27 protein-coding genes, 1 tRNA gene and 2 pseudogenes are annotated in these 17,047 nt (G+C 38.3%); 9 read left to right on the top strand and 21 right to left on the bottom strand.

All coding sequences use genetic code 11. The features are described 5' to 3' along the window. Positions 1-73: 73 nt before the first annotated feature. From HT719_RS12020 to HT719_RS06230, 12 genes and pseudogenes are all read right to left on the bottom strand, one after another. A pseudogene (locus HT719_RS12020) lies at positions 74-408 on the bottom strand (site-specific integrase); the annotation flags it as partial. A gap of 1 nt (position 409) precedes the next feature. Beyond that, entirely contained in the window at positions 410-784 is a 375-nt protein-coding gene (locus HT719_RS06280; RefSeq protein WP_001257560.1) for a HepT-like ribonuclease domain-containing protein, read from the bottom strand. Further along, on the bottom strand, positions 765-1,079 hold the full coding sequence (locus HT719_RS06275; protein ID WP_000263130.1) for a nucleotidyltransferase domain-containing protein: 315 nt from the start codon (positions 1,077-1,079) through the stop codon (positions 765-767). Before HT719_RS06275 ends, HT719_RS06280 begins: the two co-directional genes overlap by 20 nt. Positions 1,080-1,124: 45 nt before the next feature. Next, on the bottom strand, positions 1,125-1,286 hold the full coding sequence (locus HT719_RS06270; protein WP_000077979.1) for a type II toxin-antitoxin system RelB/DinJ family antitoxin: 162 nt from the start codon (positions 1,284-1,286) through the stop codon (positions 1,125-1,127). 89 nt (positions 1,287-1,375) lie between these two features. After that, positions 1,376-1,753, bottom strand: a complete 378-nt coding sequence (locus HT719_RS06265; protein WP_000921490.1) for a type II toxin-antitoxin system HicB family antitoxin — start codon at positions 1,751-1,753, stop codon at positions 1,376-1,378. Positions 1,754-1,810: 57 nt separating this feature from the next. Further along, entirely contained in the window at positions 1,811-1,999 is a 189-nt protein-coding gene (locus HT719_RS06260) for a type II toxin-antitoxin system HicA family toxin (RefSeq protein ID WP_001131503.1), read from the bottom strand. Positions 2,000-2,271: 272 nt separating this feature from the next. Next, a tRNA-Arg gene (locus tag HT719_RS06255) sits at positions 2,272-2,343 on the bottom strand. Positions 2,344-2,383: 40 nt separating this feature from the next. Continuing rightward, positions 2,384-2,731: a 50S ribosomal protein L19 gene (gene rplS, locus HT719_RS06250; RefSeq protein ID WP_001068669.1), complete on the bottom strand. Its 348-nt coding sequence runs from the start codon at positions 2,729-2,731 to the stop codon at positions 2,384-2,386. A 118-nt stretch (positions 2,732-2,849) separates the two neighbouring features. Further along, positions 2,850-3,179: a fluoride efflux transporter CrcB gene (gene crcB / locus HT719_RS06245; protein WP_054388225.1), complete on the bottom strand. Its 330-nt coding sequence runs from the start codon at positions 3,177-3,179 to the stop codon at positions 2,850-2,852. Next, the gene (gene crcB / locus HT719_RS06240) at positions 3,173-3,547 is read right to left on the bottom strand and encodes a fluoride efflux transporter CrcB (protein ID WP_000712082.1); all 375 of its coding nucleotides are present in this window, start codon (positions 3,545-3,547) and stop codon (positions 3,173-3,175) included. The genes crcB (HT719_RS06245) and crcB (HT719_RS06240) overlap by 7 nt, the downstream gene beginning before the upstream one ends. After that, positions 3,544-3,810, bottom strand: coding sequence for a chorismate mutase (locus tag HT719_RS06235; RefSeq protein ID WP_000362492.1), 267 nt, complete (start codon positions 3,808-3,810; stop codon positions 3,544-3,546). The genes crcB (HT719_RS06240) and HT719_RS06235 overlap by 4 nt, the downstream gene beginning before the upstream one ends. 115 nt (positions 3,811-3,925) lie before the next feature. Continuing rightward, on the bottom strand, positions 3,926-4,369 hold the full coding sequence (locus tag HT719_RS06230) for a flavodoxin (RefSeq protein ID WP_172928583.1): 444 nt from the start codon (positions 4,367-4,369) through the stop codon (positions 3,926-3,928). A 103-nt stretch (positions 4,370-4,472) separates the two neighbouring features. On the opposite strand from HT719_RS06230, the gene HT719_RS06225 reads away from it, so the two are divergent. The 4 genes from HT719_RS06225 to HT719_RS06210 all read left to right on the top strand — a co-directional run bounded on the left by HT719_RS06225 (position 4,473) and on the right by HT719_RS06210 (position 6,569). Further along, on the top strand, positions 4,473-5,408 hold the full coding sequence (locus tag HT719_RS06225) for a bifunctional oligoribonuclease/PAP phosphatase NrnA (RefSeq protein ID WP_119943628.1): 936 nt from the start codon (positions 4,473-4,475) through the stop codon (positions 5,406-5,408). Between the two features lie 95 nt (positions 5,409-5,503). Continuing rightward, on the top strand, positions 5,504-5,746 hold the full coding sequence (locus tag HT719_RS06220; protein ID WP_000710764.1) for a type B 50S ribosomal protein L31: 243 nt from the start codon (positions 5,504-5,506) through the stop codon (positions 5,744-5,746). Between the two features lie 189 nt (positions 5,747-5,935). Next, positions 5,936-6,220, top strand: coding sequence for a type II toxin-antitoxin system RelB/DinJ family antitoxin (locus HT719_RS06215; RefSeq protein ID WP_000213594.1), 285 nt, complete (start codon positions 5,936-5,938; stop codon positions 6,218-6,220). Next, on the top strand, positions 6,210-6,569 hold the full coding sequence (locus HT719_RS06210; protein ID WP_112445221.1) for a type II toxin-antitoxin system RelE/ParE family toxin: 360 nt from the start codon (positions 6,210-6,212) through the stop codon (positions 6,567-6,569). The genes HT719_RS06215 and HT719_RS06210 overlap by 11 nt, the downstream gene beginning before the upstream one ends. A 134-nt stretch (positions 6,570-6,703) precedes the next feature. Here HT719_RS06210 and tatA read toward each other — a convergent pair whose 3' ends face one another. The 6 genes from tatA to HT719_RS06180 all read right to left on the bottom strand — a co-directional run bounded on the left by tatA (position 6,704) and on the right by HT719_RS06180 (position 11,812). Next, positions 6,704-6,874 carry a twin-arginine translocase TatA/TatE family subunit gene (tatA, locus tag HT719_RS06205; RefSeq protein WP_000512107.1) on the bottom strand — a complete coding sequence of 57 codons (171 nt, stop codon included), beginning with the start codon at positions 6,872-6,874 and terminating at the stop codon, positions 6,704-6,706. After that, complete coding sequence (gene tatC / locus HT719_RS06200; RefSeq protein ID WP_172928581.1) at positions 6,858-7,589, bottom strand: twin-arginine translocase subunit TatC; 732 nt, start codon at positions 7,587-7,589, stop codon at positions 6,858-6,860. Before tatC ends, tatA begins: the two co-directional genes overlap by 17 nt. After that, the gene (locus HT719_RS06195) at positions 7,590-9,278 is read right to left on the bottom strand and encodes an FTR1 family protein (RefSeq protein ID WP_172928579.1); all 1,689 of its coding nucleotides are present in this window, start codon (positions 9,276-9,278) and stop codon (positions 7,590-7,592) included. It abuts the gene before it with no gap. Then, positions 9,253-10,467: an iron uptake transporter deferrochelatase/peroxidase subunit gene (gene efeB, locus HT719_RS06190; protein ID WP_172928577.1), complete on the bottom strand. Its 1,215-nt coding sequence runs from the start codon at positions 10,465-10,467 to the stop codon at positions 9,253-9,255. The genes HT719_RS06195 and efeB overlap by 26 nt, the downstream gene beginning before the upstream one ends. Before the next feature lie 5 nt (positions 10,468-10,472). Then, positions 10,473-11,345, bottom strand: a complete 873-nt coding sequence (gene efeO, locus HT719_RS06185; protein WP_023941325.1) for an iron uptake system protein EfeO — start codon at positions 11,343-11,345, stop codon at positions 10,473-10,475. Between the two features lie 107 nt (positions 11,346-11,452). After that, on the bottom strand, positions 11,453-11,812 hold the full coding sequence (locus tag HT719_RS06180; protein ID WP_007284914.1) for a hypothetical protein: 360 nt from the start codon (positions 11,810-11,812) through the stop codon (positions 11,453-11,455). Between the two features lie 162 nt (positions 11,813-11,974). Between HT719_RS06180 and HT719_RS11915 the strand changes: the two genes are divergently transcribed. The 3 genes from HT719_RS11915 to HT719_RS06170 are packed head-to-tail and all read left to right on the top strand — an operon-like array spanning position 11,975 to position 13,824. Continuing rightward, complete coding sequence (locus HT719_RS11915; protein ID WP_000268685.1) at positions 11,975-12,106, top strand: SPJ_0845 family protein; 132 nt, start codon at positions 11,975-11,977, stop codon at positions 12,104-12,106. Then, positions 12,107-13,012 (top strand): permease, encoded by a 906-nt coding sequence (locus HT719_RS06175; protein WP_172928576.1) that lies wholly within the window; start codon positions 12,107-12,109, stop codon positions 13,010-13,012. Further along, positions 13,009-13,824, top strand: a complete 816-nt coding sequence (locus HT719_RS06170; RefSeq protein ID WP_172928574.1) for a TIGR03943 family protein — start codon at positions 13,009-13,011, stop codon at positions 13,822-13,824. Before HT719_RS06175 ends, HT719_RS06170 begins: the two co-directional genes overlap by 4 nt. A 151-nt stretch (positions 13,825-13,975) precedes the next feature. Here HT719_RS06170 and HT719_RS06165 read toward each other — a convergent pair whose 3' ends face one another. From HT719_RS06165 to HT719_RS06155, 3 genes are all read right to left on the bottom strand, one after another. Beyond that, positions 13,976-14,287 carry a hypothetical protein gene (locus HT719_RS06165; RefSeq protein WP_000420556.1) on the bottom strand — a complete coding sequence of 104 codons (312 nt, stop codon included), beginning with the start codon at positions 14,285-14,287 and terminating at the stop codon, positions 13,976-13,978. Between the two features lie 114 nt (positions 14,288-14,401). After that, complete coding sequence (locus HT719_RS06160; protein WP_172928572.1) at positions 14,402-14,578, bottom strand: hypothetical protein; 177 nt, start codon at positions 14,576-14,578, stop codon at positions 14,402-14,404. Positions 14,579-14,590: 12 nt separating this feature from the next. Further along, positions 14,591-15,463, bottom strand: coding sequence for a DUF4300 family protein (locus HT719_RS06155; RefSeq protein ID WP_172928570.1), 873 nt, complete (start codon positions 15,461-15,463; stop codon positions 14,591-14,593). Between the two features lie 470 nt (positions 15,464-15,933). Between HT719_RS06155 and HT719_RS06150 the strand changes: the two are divergent. After that, positions 15,934-16,452 (top strand): annotated as a pseudogene (locus tag HT719_RS06150) (S24 family peptidase); the annotation flags it as partial. A 149-nt stretch (positions 16,453-16,601) separates the two neighbouring features. Then, positions 16,602-16,967 (top strand): tyrosine-type recombinase/integrase, encoded by a 366-nt coding sequence (locus tag HT719_RS06145; protein ID WP_031222934.1) that lies wholly within the window; start codon positions 16,602-16,604, stop codon positions 16,965-16,967. Positions 16,968-17,047 lie beyond the last annotated feature (80 nt).

The following is a 17,047-nucleotide window of genomic DNA, read 5'->3' as shown; positions in this document are numbered from 1 at the left end:
GCTTCGGCTTACGAATGAATTTGATTGTTGGTATTATCAATCATGAACTAGGATTCTAGTTTTGCAGGAAGTCTAATAAATATAAACCGTAAATATGCCTGCCTGCTTTTGCTATCATGGTTTGGCTACCTATCCCAAGTTCGGATAAAAATACTTTCAAGTATTTATTCAATCCATAATTTGTAGAAAGTTTATACCTTCTATCACAAAAGACCAAATCATATTTCTTTAATTCTTCACGATTATAAAGAACCTTATCTTGTTCCTCTTTCAATGCATCCAATACAGATATTAAATCTTCATCAATAATAATTTCTCTTATGGAAGTATTCGTTTTTTGAGGAATAAAATTTGTCGATTTCTAGCAAATCTTCCATACGTTTTTAGAGTTTCTCTTTCATTTTCTATTTTATAATTCACCTTCTAATTCTCTTATAATCGAGTGTAAAGATTCTTTCGTTTTGGGAACAGATTCCTTCAATATACCCTCTATAATTTTAAAATTTAAGTTAGAATAATTATGATAAATAAAATTTCTAAAACCTTTTATCTGAGTCCAGTTTATCCTATCTGAATACTTCTGTTTTACTTCCTCTGATAATTTGCCTAACGATAACTGTTCTCCTACCTGTCCTAAATTCATAGCGATAGAATCAACTACCATATCATCATCTAAAGGTAAATTATATCTTCTTGCTTTATACAAAACAGCATCGGCCTTATCAAGATATAAAACCATATCCTTCAAATATGCTATATCAGTTTCAAGAGATTGACTTCTCATAAATAACCTCTCTATCATTCAAAAAATTTTTCTTGACTAACTTCCCAATGTTTGTTTTTGGAGAAAGTAAATCACTAACCAATAGAATATCTATATTACCATCAAAAATAGTCAAAAGTCTACCATATACATCAAAATATATAGAATCATCCTCTAACTCCAAAGCAATATCAACATCACTTTTCCCATCAGCTTCGCCCCTAGCATAAGAGCCAAATAGATAAATTTTAGATAAATCATATTGTTTAGCAACAGGAACAATTTTTTCCTTTATCTGATCTATTGTATAAACCATAACCGAACCCCTTTAGATTATATCTATCCACACTTTTATTTCACCTTACTCAGAATCAAGTTTAACTTCAAAAGGAATACTTCTTGTCAACACACTTTGCTTCAAAAATAACTTCACAGCAGTTGACATATCCAACCCCAACTCATTAAAAATCGCAGTCGCTTCTTTTTTCAATTCATCATCTACTCTTACAGCAATTTGTGACATAGCATTTCTCCTTTTCTTCTTGTATATCTATTGTATCACTTTTACCAATACATATCAAACTTATTCCCTAATAAATACAGTCTTTAAATTTAAACTTGCAACTTCTTCTCTAATGCTTGTGCCAAAACTTCTGAATAGTTAATCTTTTCTCGATCAGCAAGACGAACTAGCCATTCAGGAACGGTCACGTTCTTTCTAATCGCCTTGTTACTTCTCACAAAAGGCGCAGGATCAACTTGAATCATTGATACAAAACCATCTGAAACTTCAATCTTTAAAATATCACTTGGAGTAGGCAACGCCATCCCTTCATCGATATAAGAAGCTAAAACATTTTCAAGCATTTCTCGAGCATTTTTCATCGCTTCTTCGATATTTTTTCCTTCTGTACCACCACCAAATTCTGGAAATTCTACCCAATATCCTGTTCCTTCTTTATGAAAAATAGCTGGATACGTTTTTAACATTCTACTACCCCCAACATTCTACTACCTCTGATGTAAAAAGACTTAGGAAAGTAAAAATTACAATCCTAAATCTTTGAGAATCTTTCTCTCCAATCCCTTTCCCAAATCTTCATTTCCATGAACTGGAATCGTGACAAGATAAGAAAAACCCTCTTTCTTAAAATGATGATGACTTCCTCTTTGACGAACTTCAACCCATCCATTCTCAAGAGCTAGTTTCACCATTTCTTTACCTGTAAGTGGCATATATATTCGTTACCTCCTTACACTTACTATTATACGCATTATGTGTATAATAGTCAAATTAAAACAAACCACTTTTTCTCAATAACTACAAAATAAAATAGACCAGCTTCCTGATCTACTTTATTCTATATTCATTGACTTTTGGTCAAATTTTGGTCACACTTTGGTCAAAGATTCCAAAAATACTAACCTATTTTAAAAAACTAAATTGTGATGATTGCCTACAAATAAACACTTTGAATATTCTTTATGTTTCTTTACGCTTCTTATTATGCCCCCTGCAGGAATCGAACCTGCAACTACTCCTTAGGAGGGAGTTGTTATATCCATTGAACTAAGGGAGCTAGATAAAAACTCTGCTGAAAAAGCAGAGTTTTAGTCGAATTAACGACGGATTTCTTTGATACGAGCTGCCTTACCTTGAAGAGCACGCAAGTAGTACAATTTCGCACGACGTACTTTACCGTAACGAACAACTTCGATTTTTTCAACACGTGGAGTGTGGATTGGGAAGATACGCTCAACACCTACACCGTTAGAGATTTTACGAACTGTGTAGTTTTCTGAGATACCAGCACCTTTACGTGCGATAACAACACCTTCAAAAATCTGGATACGTTCACGGTTACCTTCGACAACTTTCGCGTGTACACGAACAGTGTCACCAGGACGGAATGATGGGATATCTGTACGAAGTTGACCTTCAGTCAAGCTTTGGATTAATGGATTCATTTTATTCTCCTATCTTTGTCAATCTTGAGGAATCTTCCTCAGCGGATAAACTGTATTTTTGTGCGTCCATTACACACAAGATACAGTTTACCAAATTTCCACAAAAAAGTAAAGAAATTTATAGCAGAATTCCTAAAAAAATCGCAATCAAACCACCGAGGTAGGTCAAAGCTAAATAAGAATAAAATCCCTTCCTATCACTTAACAATCTTTGGAGTTCGTCATTCAAGGTCGAAAAAGTTGTCAAACCTCCACAAAATCCTGTTGCTAAAATAGCATAGACTTCCTTAGACTCCACATGATTGTAGAATAATCCAATTAAAAAACAACCTAGAAGATTGACTATGAGCGTTCCGAGGGGCAATTTAGAAGTTTGATTATAGCGGGAAAAGAAATAGCGCACTAAAGCTCCGAAACCACAAGCAATTGCAAGATAGACCATTACCATTTCTTCCTCCCTAGAAAATAAGCTAAGAGTAGGCCTCCACCGATGCTCAAAAGCAAATACAGGACTAAACTAAGATAACGCCCTGTATCAAGCAGCTTCACAGTATCAAGCATTAGGCTGGAAAAAGTTGTTAAACCTCCACAAAAGCCCGTCCCTAGTGCTAAAATCAAGCCCTTACTAGTCCCCTTATAGACCAGATATCCCTTGACAAGATAAATCAAGCAGAAAATTCCCAGATAGTTGACAAAGAGAGTGCCCCAAGGAAAGTCTGGACTGGCTGATAACCAAGTAGAAACAAGGTAGCGCACAAGTCCGCCCAACATAGCAGCTATAAAAATGCCTAGCGGATAAAATTGTTCTTTTTTCATTTGATATTCTGATTCTGATAATCACGCGAACGTTTGAGTATGTCCGAAAAAGTCGCGACAATAGTTTCCTGATAGCGCTTATCTCCTACACGACTTCTAACCTTTTCAAAAATAACCGCTTCTCTCTTGGTATCTAAAATCGGTTTACCTGAAGCTTTCTTATAGGCAACTACACCCTCAACCAAATGCATTCGTTCTTCTAAGAGCTTGACGATTTGGTCGTCGATTTGATCAATTTCTTGACGAATACTATCTAAATCCATACAGTCTCCTCCTTTATTTGAATTATTGTATCAAAAAGCCACCAAATAGGCTAGTAAAATCCTAACTCACGATAAGAAAAATGCACTGATTGATTACATCAGCGCACGTTTATACTTATCCTACTTTAGCAGCCAATTCTTCTGCGAATTGTTCCAAGCGCTCAATGTCTTCTTCCTCAGCAGAGAGATCAACTTTAACACATTCTGAACCTTTTTCTGCTCCTGTCGAAACAAAAACACGATTAAAGTCATCAACAGCCTTACAGAATTCATCGTAGAAGGTATCTCCTGAACCAACCACTCCGTAGATTTTGCCATTCAAGTTGAGATCTGCTAGGTCTTCGTAGAAGTCCATCATCTCATCTGGCAATTCACCATCACCATAAGTATAGGTCGCAACGATAGCGATGTCAGCTTCCAAGAAGTCTGAAGCGTCAACAGTTGTACATTCATCAACATCGACATCCAAGCCCAAGTCACGTAATTTGTCTGCTACAATATCTGCAATTTCTTCGGTATTACCGGTCATACTGGCAAATACAATTTTTGCTAATACCATATCGTCCTCCTCAATTTATCTTTCTCCATTATATCACATCTTTTTCATTTTAAAAATAAAAATTCTTGTGCTACAATGAAATGAGAAAGAATTGAGGTTATTTATGGAAATTTGCCATCAAATTTTAGAAAAAATCAAAGAATACGACACGATTATCATTCATCGTCATATGAAACCAGACCCTGATGCCTTGGGAAGTCAGGTGGGTTTGAAAGCTCTTCTCAAACATCATTTCCCAGAAAAAAACATCAAAGCAGTTGGTTTTGATGAACCAACTCTTACTTGGATGGCTGAAATGGATTCTGTTGAAGATAATGCCTACCAAGGAGCCCTTGTCATCGTCTGTGATACAGCTAATACCGCTCGTATCGATGATAAGCGCTATAGTCAAAGTGATTTTCTCATTAAGATTGACCACCATCCAAATGATGATGTATATGGCGACTTATCTTGGGTAGATACTAGTTCAAGTAGCGCTAGTGAGATGATTACCCTATTTGCCCAAACAACCCAGCTAGCCTTGTCAGATTGCGCTGCTGAGTTGCTCTTTGCAGGAATCGTTGGCGATACAGGTCGTTTCCTCTACCCTTCTACCACTGCACGGACTCTTCGCCTGGCTGCTTATTTGAGAGAACATAACTTTGACTTTGCGGCTCTCACTCGCAAAATGGACACTATGAGTTACAAAATTGCTAAACTTCAAGGCTACATCTACGACCATCTGGAAGTGGATGAAAATGGTGCTGCTCGTGTTATCCTGAGTCAGGAAATCTTAAAACGATTCAATGTCACCGATGCTGAAACTGCAGCCATTGTCGGTGCACCTGGACGCATTGACAGCGTCAGTCTCTGGGGAATTTTTGTGGAGCAGGCTGATGGCCACTACCGCGTTCGCTTACGTAGTAAAATCCATCCTATCAATGAAATCGCCAAGGAACATGATGGTGGAGGCCACCCTCTAGCAAGTGGTGCTAATTCCTATAGCCTAGAAGAAAACGAAATCATCTACCAAAAGTTAAAAAACTTGCTTAAAAACTGATAAAATACTTGCCAAACTTTTCAGAATCTGATAGACTAGTATGGTAACAATCTATGGCTCGCAAAGAGACCATGGCAGAAAGGAAATATTGTAAAATGAAAAAAGATATCCATCCAGAATATCGCCCAGTTGTCTTCATGGACACAACTACTGGTTACCAATTCCTTAGCGGTTCAACAAAACGCTCTAACGAAACAGTTGAGTTCGAAGGCGAAACTTACCCATTGATCCGTGTGGAAATTTCATCAGACTCACACCCATTCTACACTGGACGTCAAAAGTTCACTCAAGCAGATGGACGCGTGGATCGTTTCAACAAAAAATACGGTCTCAAATAATGATAAAAAGACAGCTTCGGCTGTTCTTTTTTGTTTCTTGAAATCAACTGCTGTTCTCATATTCCAGACTCAAAAAAACTTTGCACTCTAGCTAGCCACACAATAGCTTCCAGAGTACAAAGTTTTCTCTTGCCTAAAAAATATAAAAGATATATACTAGCTATATATAGTATAGATTGGAGATATACCATGACGACATCACTTACTAAACAGTACAATTTTAAAATCAATGAGTCATCAATGGAACAAGCTAGAGCTATCATCAAGGAAAAAGGAATGACTATGACGGATGCTATTAGTCTTTTTATCGAGCAGATTGTTCTCGAACAGGATTTGCCAATAAAAACTGCAGAAGATTTACACCGTGAACGATTGATTCAAGAACTACAAGCCCAATCTGAACGCGCCTTAAGAGAATATGAATCCGGACAAGGAACTTCCCTAGATGATATGAGGCTACGATATGGCTTATAAAGTGATTCTATCTACCGAAGTGAGTCAAGCAATTGACAGTATCCATGACTACATTACTACTGTTCTTTTATCACCTCAGTCTGCTAAGAATACTGTAGCCAGAATTTTAGACGGCTTAAAAAGTTTAGAAACTTTTCCTGAAGCTGGCTTTGATGCAGATGAAAAAATCGGACTAAAAATCAACAGTAAGTACCCTACGCGAGGAAAAATTATCGGTCAGTATATCTTGCTTTACTTTATCGACCAGACTCAAAGAACTGTTTTTCTTTCCCACTTATTTCACACCAAAAGTGACTATGTTACCTTGCTCCAAAGCAAAAATAACAAAAACTCAAAATCATCATTTTAATGTCCACCACTCTCTTAATAACCTTGTACTTATAAGGAACACAGTCTTCATTTTAACTAAAAAATAAAAAAACTTTGCACTCTAGCTAGCCACGCGATGGCTTCCAGAGTACAAAGTTTTTTATTAGACAAGGTTTAGTCTTCCTTATCTTGATTTTCAGCTCCTTTAACTGCTTTTTTAAATTCAGATAGCATTTTACCGATTGACTCGCCTAGTTCAGGCAATCGTTTTGGTCCAAAAATCAAGAGAGCTCCTAAAACGATGATAATCAATCCTGGTGCTCCAATATCACGTAAGATTCCCATTTCTCTCTCCTTTCTGCTTGCGTTTCATAATGTATTTGCTGACAACAATACTTAATTCATAGAGTAAAATCAGGGGGGCAGTCATTGTCAAATCACTGACAAAGTCAGCTGGTGTCAAGATGACTGCAAGTACCAATAAGATAAAATAGGCATATCGGCGATAAGCAATCAATAATTCTGGTCCAATGAGGCCAATCGACGTCAAAAAGGCAATGATAACCGGCAATTCAAAAATCAGGGCCAAAGGCAAGGTCGTTTGAAAAACAAAGGACAGATAATTTTGGGCGGTTAACTGCGTTTCAAACAGACCTTCTCCTAGCCCTAATAAAACCTGAAGTATGGCTGGTGTTACAAAGTAAAAACCAAAAGCCAGTCCAACTAGAAAACAAAGGAAACTAGCTGGAATATAGGCAAAGACTGCTCTAGCTTCTTCCTTCTTTAAACCGGGTTTGATGAAAGACCAAATATGATACACCGTGTAAGGTAGGGTGATGGTAAAGGCCATCAGACTAGCCAAACGTATGTAAATCCATAAAATATCATTAGGTCCTAAAACAATCAACTTTTGCTGAAAAGCTTGGGTCACATACTGGTAAATCTGGTCTGCAAAAAGCAGAGAAACACAGAATACCAAAAAGAAACAAATGACCACAGCCAATAACCTCTTTCTAAATTCTATCAGATGTTCCACGATTGTCAATTCTTTTCTATCCATCTATTCTTCACCCTGTCTGAAAGTGACAATCAAGACAATAATAACAAAGACTATCTGGCTGACCAAGCCTTCCCAACTTGGATAAATTCCAAGCAAATCGATTGTTGGAAAGCCTGTCAGCAAGTGATTTGGTGCCATATTGGTCAACTGAAGAGCATGGACACTAACTCCCAGCATCTTGAAGGCTAGGGCATAAATCATCCAAGTCAGGATAAAGAAGACATTATGTGGCAGGAAGAATTGACTGGCCTTATTCATCACTATGGCAATAATTACCAGAACCAGTAAGGCAAGTGAGATTCCCAAGACAAATTCAAAGCTGGAAATCCTTGGTAAAATCCCAACATAAAAGAGAATGGTTTCTGCTCCCTCACGGAAAACAGCTAGAAAACTGAGGGCAAACATGGAAATAAAGGAGCCTGTCTTGGTCACTGTTTCCATTTGTGACTCCATAAAGGTATTCCATTTTTTGACCGAGGATTTGCTGTGGAGCCAGATTCCAATCAAAATCATCATAGCTACTGCAAAAATTCCCACTGCTCCTTCGATGATTTCACGATTGGAGCCTGATGTTACTGCTGGAAAGGCAATTTGCAGGATAAAAGCAATAAGGAGACTAGCCATGATTCCAGTGATAGCACCACCATAAACCCACTTGAGTCCCTTTCGCATCTTGGCTGCTTTCAAGGTCGTCACCAAGGCCATGACGATTAAGAGAGCCTCTACCCCTTCTCTCAGGAGAATCAGCATAGCATCAAAGGCATTGTAACGTGCGCTAGTATCAATTTGTGATAAATCTGCAATCAGTTTTTCTAATTTTTCTTGGTATTCCTTCTCACTTCCCTTGACCATAATCACAGGGCTTTCACTTTCCACTCGAGTATAGAGGGAAGGATTGGTCGTGCTAACAGAGCCTTCAATCGTTGGCCAGATAGTGATGAATTCCTTCATGCTAGCTGCTCCTGATGCTTGATCACCAGCTTGGAATTGTTCCAAAGCCTTTGTCAAAAGGGCAATACCGTCTTTAAGACTCAAATCAGAAGATGTTGCTACGACTGCTTTTCCAGCTACAAAATCATCAATAGCCTTTTTTAAGTCCTCAAAGGAAGTCTGGATGGAGTTAAAATCTGTAGGTTCAGTTTCCATGCTACTACGCAGGAAGGAAATAGCTGTTTCAACACGGCCATAATGGGCTGTACTATTGTCACGAACCACACTTTCATTGATAGTCCAAGTGGAATTCATTTTCTTAAAAACTTCTCGAACCTTTTCCAAATCTTTGGAGGCAATGGCTTGCTCTAAGGCTTCAAAACGAGGACTTAGACGGTTGACCAATTTTTCCTTTTCCGCATCTAGGTCAACAGGATTTTGTTCTTTTTCAAAAGCTAATAAGGCTGAAGAAATTTCGGTAAGTTTGTCTTCAGTAATCTCACCTGACTGGGCTAGCTTTTCCTTAACGACTTTACCAGCCTCAGAATTGCTGTCTTTTACTCTCTCGAAATCTGATGCCATCTCTTTAACGAGTTTCTGAGCCTCAGACTGACTCCCATTTTTGACCGCTTTAGAAGCATCTGTGATTTTCACAAAGTAAAAACTCAGACTCTCTTGGGCACCTACTGGGGAAAGAATTAAAAGTGACAAAGCTAAAACTAGTAACCAGCTTTTAGCCTTCCAATAATTTCTGACCAATGTAGCCCCCTTTCTCCACACCACCAAAGCAAGCAAAGAGTCCACTACCGATGTGAGTGATGTATTCATTCATCTTATCAGTAGCGCCTAGATTGGTTTGAACCTTGACAAAGTTATCAGGATCCTTCTGGAAAGAAATGAAGAGCAAGCCCGTATCAAACTGGCCAGTTTTTTCATCAATCCCATCAGAGTAAGAATAAGAACGACGCAAAAGCGGCTTGTCCACTTCCTTAGCCAAACGAACATGCGAATCATCAGGCAAAAGACTCAAATCCACTTCATCAAACTCATTTTTCTTACCGAAAGGGGCACCACTTTCCTTGTAACGACCAAAGGTATTTTCTTGTTCTTCAAGACTAGTACGATCCCAAGTTTCTAAAAACATCTGAATCCGACGAACTGCCATATAAGAACCATTTTCCATCCAGTCCTTACTATCAGCCCAAATGACGCGGTCAAAGTCTTTCTCCTTGGTTGGATTTGCTGTTCCATCCTTAAAACCAAAGAGGTTACGCGGAGTCTCCATTCGATCCCCGATTGCTGCAAAACCAGACTGACTCCAACGAAGGGTCACGGCATTTCTCCCCTTACGGATGAGATTGCGAATAGCGTGAAAGGCAACCTGCTCATCATCTGCACAGGCCTGGATGACAATATCTCCACCAGTATATTTTTCACGCAATTGCTCTTTAGGAAAAGGCGGTAAATCCCTGAAAACTTGAGGACGCTTGTTTTCCAAGTTCATCTTTTTCAAGAAACTCGCAGACACACCAAAAGTCAGCGTCAAACGATGAGGAGTGAGCCCGACTGTCTCACCAGTATCACTCGGAGGCAAGAGAGCATTCTGGCCATCTTTTTTGACCAATTCCCCCTCAACCAACTTGGCACTATAATCCGTCCAATCCTTGAATAGCTGGATAATCTTATCTCTATCCGTCGTATGCAGGTCCAAGACAACAAAATAGATATTCTTTTGCATGGGCGTACTAATCCCAGCTTGATGCTTGCCATAAAAAGCAATTTTTTCATTTCCGTACGAGATTTTTTCCTGACTTCCTAGCTTAGGTGCGAAAAAAGCAGAAGCACCAGAGAGTCCTAGCGCTAAACCAGCCCCTCCAATCCCTGCTTTTTTTAGAAATTCTCGACGGTCCATTTTCTTCTCAAAAAACTTTTCGTCTTTTTCAGTCATGACTCTTATTCTCCACTAAGAAATTTACCCATTTGTGATAGAGGCTCACCAAGTTTTGTCACAGCTTCTGACAATTCTTTGGTATCTTCTGTTGTCAAATCTGTATAGAGCTTGTAGTGTTCCTTGTCGGTCATGTGTTTGTCCAACAAATCATTGACAGACTTGAAGTCCGCTTCCAATTCTTTAACTAGGTTAGCGTCTGATTTTTCAAGCAAAGGTTTAAAGAGTTGGAAAATCTTCTCAGCTCCCTCGATATTGGCACGGAAGTCATACAAGTCTGTATGAGAATAAATTTCCTCTTCCCCTGTAATCTTACTTGTTGCAACTTCGTTAAGCAAGTCGACTGCCCCAGTCAGCATAACCTTGTAGTCCACATCAACAGTTGCAATCTTGGCTTTCAATTCCTTGATATCATTGACCAACTGATCACCATAGCTTTCAGTTCCTTTAGTTGTATTGTCTTCCCAAAGGATACGCTCAATACGGTGGAAACCTGACCATCCCTCTTCTGTCTTGTTTTCGTCCATGTAGTCTGCCAAACGGAAGTCAATCTTGACATCTGACTCACCAAAACTCTCGGCAATCGGTTCTGAACGCTCATAAGACATACGAATCAGTGGATAGACCTTCTTAGCTTCTTCTAACTTACCTTCTTTCAACAGTTTGACAAAGCCTTCTGTATCTGTCAACAGTTTATCGATTTGGTCTTGCACAAAAGTCTTATAGTCAGCAGTAGCCTTATCAAGCATTTTTTGCTTGTCTTCAGACAAGGCTGTCACCTTGGACGAATCACTCGTATTGCTTGGCTTAGATTGGTTATTAGCACAAGCTGTCAATAGCAAGGCTGAAGATAAAAGGACAAAACCTAGTTTTTTCATTGTATACTCCTATCGGTTCAGGAAACCTGAATTCATTTTACGTTTCATTATACTATTTTTTTTCTAATCTGTCAATAAATTTTCAGACAATTTAATGTTATGTTTTCTCAATCTACCAGACTTAATACGACTTTGTAACTTGTAATCTTGTAAACGATACATGGTCGGAACATAAAAGAAATCACCACTTTTATGTAACTTAATCGCAACTTAATCGCAACAAGAACATTATTATCAAATCTTTTTACATATTCAAAACTGGCGTCTTTCTCTCGTGGATTGATGCCGACGAAATCTGGGTTCCTTAGTATGAGTTCCAGGTCTTCAATATGATGAATCACATCATTGTGATGGCCTTTTATCATATGGCTTCTCAAACCGTCTTTGTTGACCTTTATGTCGCTCGCTTCAAGAACAATATCAAAAATTTCTTTTACTTCATCGGTAATCTGACCGATTTTTTTCATGATCCATAATTTCCTCCGTTATTCCACAACTATTATATCACAATCATAGTGTATATCAGGATATATCAAACTCTATTATTCGTTAGATACTCAATTTTAACTTTTCCCTTTTCCTCAAAATAATAGTATAATAGAGGTAGAATTTAGAATCGAGGTACACCTATGGCTGTAAAATTTACAAAACGAGACGACTTGGACAAGATGTTTGAAGAGTTTGCTAAACTCCCAGATTTGAAACAAGTCACTTTCCCTGATGACAAAGAGAAAAAAGCCAAAGCAGAAAAGAAAAACTAGATGACTGCTTTTCAACAACTCCCATCTAGTGTACTTCAAACTGGAGCCATTTTTCTCTCTATTATCATTGAAGCCCTTCCCTTCGTTCTGATAGGAAGCATTGTCTCAGGGCTGATTGAGGTCTATATCACACCTGACAGGGTTTATCATTTTCTCCCTCGAAATCGTTGGGGGAGAATCTTTTTTGGCACCTTCGTTGGTATACTTTTCCCTTCTTGTGAATGTGGAATCGTCCCCATTATCAATCGTTTTCTGGAAAAGAAGGTTCCAAGTTACACGGCTGTTCCCTTTCTCGTAACAGCACCTGTTATCAATCCCATTGTTCTCTTTGCGACCTATTCTGCCTTTGGCAACTCCTTCCATATCGCCCTGTTACGAGCTCTGGGTTCCATTGTTGTGGCTGTAATACTAGGAATTTTTCTGGGATTTTTCTGGCAAGAACCGATTCAAAAAGAAAATCGTCTGGCTTGTCATGAGCATGATTTTTCTCACTTAAGCCCTGCAAAAAAAGTTTTTCAGGTCTTTGTGCAGGCCATTGATGAATTTTTTGATACGGGACGTTATTTAGTATTTGGCTGCCTCTTTGCTTCTATAATACAGGTCTATGTTCCGACACGGATTCTGACCTCTATCAGTGCGACTCCTCTTTTTGCCATCCTGCTCTTGATGATTTTAGCCTTTCTTCTTTCGCTCTGTAGTGAGGCGGATGCCTTTATCGGTGCCTCTCTTCTCTCGAGTTTCGGTTTGGCACCAGTTCTGGCCTTTCTCGTCATTGGTCCAATGCTGGATATCAAAAATATTCTCATGATGAAAAATTACTTAAAAGCACGATTTATCAGTCACTTCATAACGATTGTAACTCTTGTCGTCTTAGTCTATTCTCTCTTGATTGGAGTCATCCTATGATTCGATTTTTAGTTTTAGCTGGCTATTTTGAACTGACTATTTACCTCCATCTGTCGGGCAAATTAAACCAGTACATCAACATGCACTATTCCTATCTGGCCTATATCTCCATGGTCCTTTCCTTTATTTTGGCAATTGTTCAACTGTATATCTGGATGAAGCAAGTCAAAACCCACAGTCATCTGAACAGCCGATTGGCCAATATGACGAGTATTTCTCTTCTGGCTACTCCACTTGTCATCGGCTTAACTTTCCCAACTGTTAGCTTGGATTCTCAGACCGTTTCTGCCAAAGGCTATCATTTCCCCCTATCGGAAGGAACGGATCTGGCCATTCAGACAAGTGAAGGGACGGCAAGCCAATATTTGAAACCAGATACCAGTTCTTATTTTTCAAAATCAGCCTATGAAAAGGAAATGCGAACGGCGGCGGATAAATACTTGTCCCAAGATAGCATTAACATTACTAACGAAAACTATATGGAAGTCATGGAAGCTATCTACGACTATCCAGATGAGTTTGAGGGCAAGACAATCCAGTTTACAGGCTTTGTCTATAATGACCCCAGTCATGCCAATAGCCAATTTCTGTTCCGCTTCGGCATTATCCACTGTATCGCGGATTCAGGTGTCTATGGATTGCTGACCAAGGGAAATACCCGGCAGTATGAAAACAACACTTGGATTACGGCCAAAGGAAAACTGGTCAATCACTACCATAAAGAACTCAAACAAAACCTCCCAACCTTGGAAATCGAAAGCTTTACCAAAGTCGATAAACCAGAAAACCCCTATGTGTATCGAGCTTTTTAAGAAAATCAAGATAAAAACGAACAAGTTCTCTTCTGAATAACAGAAAAAGAGCCTGTTCGTTTTTTGTTGAGTATTGTTAGAATATAAATTGCGATTTTTAAAATGATATATAACTAGTGAACAATTCACAAATCAAATACATTTTCATTCTCTACTTAATACTATGCTTATTCATCTTTTGTTCAAAGATAGTCGTGATAATTTGACGCAATTCTTCGCGTTCTTTTTCTGGGATTTCACCACTTGTTTGAGCTGCAGCGTAAAGCTCAGGGTGTTCGATTGAAATGCGTTTAATCGTACGTGTCGTCGCATGTTTTCTGACGAAAAATGGGATTCGCTTAATCAAGTCTTGTGGGACAAGCGCAAGAATCTTCTCAGCAGTTTCCTTGTCACTAATCTTAGACGTAGTCAGCCCCTTCTTAATCATTTCCTGTTCTTTTTCTGTAAAATCTTTTAATTCCATTCGATTAGTCCTCCTATTTTCTCTAAGTTAAATTATATACCAATCTGGATCAAACTACAAATGGACTGTCTGGAAATAGGTGCAATACTAAAAAGAAGACGCTGTTTTTACTTCTTAATCTTCCTCCTCAGTCACTTCCCATACTTCTGATTGATAGCCATTCCCATCAATATCGTATCTTTGGATATAACCAATAAATTTTTCATTTTTTCGTGGTTTCTGGCTATTAACGATTGAAATAACCCACCAACTCATCAAAAATAGAAATAAAAGTCCTAGGATTACTGTCATATCATACCACCATTAAAGTTTAACCCACTTATCATTATCCATGATGAAAGGCTTAGCCAGTCCCTCGCCTGTATAATCCGCATACTTGGTGCCTAAATACTTGTAACAATCTTCCTTGCTGGCAAATTTAATCGCTTGGTAGGGCTCTTCGAAAGTCAATTTCTCTACAAATAAGAAACCGTCATCAGCAGGTACTAAGACTCCAACGTGGCCTACAAACAGATACTCGCCATCCAGATTGTCGTGCAAGACTACAGACAGCATTCGAGCTTTATCGTTAAATTGAAACTGGGAGAAGAATGTTCCCATCTTTTCAGCGTGAACCTTGACATCTGTAGTTGCCTCAGTTGGAACTCTTGAAAATAGAATATCAAACTCTTCCTTATCTTGAGAATCAAAGACCTTTCCCTTATCAATCGCATCATTATCTAGGAAAAGCAATTGGTCATTCTTTTCAAGCTTGGGAATGGTGACTGAATTTTTCAAAAGACAATAACTATTGATACGGCAGTTGGTCCCAACGAAATCGCCCTTCTTTTGATTCCAGAGATGACTGATTTTCTCAACATCGTATTCGGTGTGAGTAAAGGAAGTGAAATCTCCTGATAAGCCAGTTGAGCCGACAATGGTATTGTAATCATTAACGAGATTAAAAAATGCATCAACACTATTTGGATCCAAATGGGCTGATAAGAGAGATTTGACCTCTTCTGTACTTACCTGATTGTTTAGGTTGGTGTATGAAGCTTTCCATGGTACTTTCGTTGAACTACTTTGCCTTTGACTCGTCCCATTCGAAATTGTAGCATCTTGTTGACAAGCAGCCAAGCCTAAAAACAAAGCTGAACAGATTCCTAATGAGGCTAATTTTCTTGATTTCTTCATCTTTTCTCCTAAATGTCTTGGATTAAAGTTTCTTTAACTACTGCTTTACAAATATTGATTACTTTCTCATTTAATGTGTTCATCGTCTTTCCCTCTGATTTGTTTTTTTGTTATTTCCTTAAGCTTGATTTAATTATAGTAGGCGTTTCGTGCTCTGTCAACAAATTTTTTATGAAAACACAACAAAGTTTTCATTTTCTTGGATTTCGTGTGATGGTTTACTTATAAAAACAAAAAGCAGTTTCATTCGTGGATAAAGAAGAGATTGCGATTGTTACAGGCTAAAAATAAAACAATATAGACTAGTAAATAGTTGGACTCAATAATAATTGGGTACTAAGATAGGTATAAATAAAAAGGCCATTGGAGATTATGAAAAAAGGGGTAGGTCTACTAAGAAAAATACTATATTTGACTTAGTTAAAGTATTCAGTAGCTTGATTGATGTCCTCTTTCCTCCAGTTCAAAAGGATTCTCCTAGCGATATCCAATCTATCTACGACCAACGGGCATCACCCAGACAAGGTAAAGTACTGACCTATGCCGATAGGCAACTGTATGAGAAGAAAAACGATGATAAACGAAGTATCGCAAAAATCATCAGACTGGACGACTACAGACAGACTACTTACTCTCGTGTTAGGTAGTTTATCTCTGCAGGTAGCCGCTCGATGCAGGACGACAATTTAGATATGGAGTTTCCATTCTATGAGGATGAAATCCCAGACGACTACGACGCAATCGCTTATGTCGTCAGCAAGTCCATGGAGCCAAAGATAAGAAACGGCAACTACCTATTTATCAAGAATCCCCCACAGATTGACTATAATACCATCGGCATCTTCCAAGTAGACGGTGCTAACTATGTCAAGAAACTCCGCCAAGGCTACCTCAAAAAACTCAATCCCGAATACCCCGACATCCACCTAGACGAAAGCACCCATATTCGTACCATCGGGAAAGTTGTCAGGCTGTATAGGGAGAATTAAAAAAGGGGGAGAATGGCGATATAAAACAAACAGATTTTAAAAGATTCGAAAAAGTTCATTCTACATTTCAAAAAAAGAATAAGTGAGCTAAAGCAGATTAGATTTTGTGAAACAATAGTGATATGTCAATTTAGAGAAAGGCATTTAAGATCACTTTTCAAAAGGCAAATACTAAACTAGCGAAACCGATAAATCAGCCCCTTAGTTCCCATATTTTCAGGCACACACTCCTTAGTACACTAGCTGAGAAGAATATCCCATTAAAAGCTATAATGGTTAGAGTAGAACACAAAGACGCTAAAACAATAAACAACATCTACACTCACGTAAGTAAAAGAATGGAGCAAGCTGTTTTGGAGGTTTTAAATACCATATCATTAAATCGAAAATATATCAGATCGAATCTAGACAAGTACATTACGATTGCTAAAACATTTGTAGAAATTCATTTGACTTTCCTAATCAATTTGTGCATATCTTATTTCATACTCAATGAAAATCAAAGAGCAAACTAGGAAGCTAGCCGCAGGTTGCTCAAAGCACTGCTTTGAGGTTGTAGATAGAACTGACGAAGTCAGCTCAAAACATGTTTTTG

The organism is Streptococcus sp. k-378 (assembly GCF_013277505.1).
GTDB classification, from domain to species: domain Bacteria; phylum Bacillota; class Bacilli; order Lactobacillales; family Streptococcaceae; genus Streptococcus; species Streptococcus pseudopneumoniae.
The sequence above is the reverse complement of the archived record's forward strand: the minus strand, read 5'-3'. Positions and strand labels throughout refer to the sequence as shown.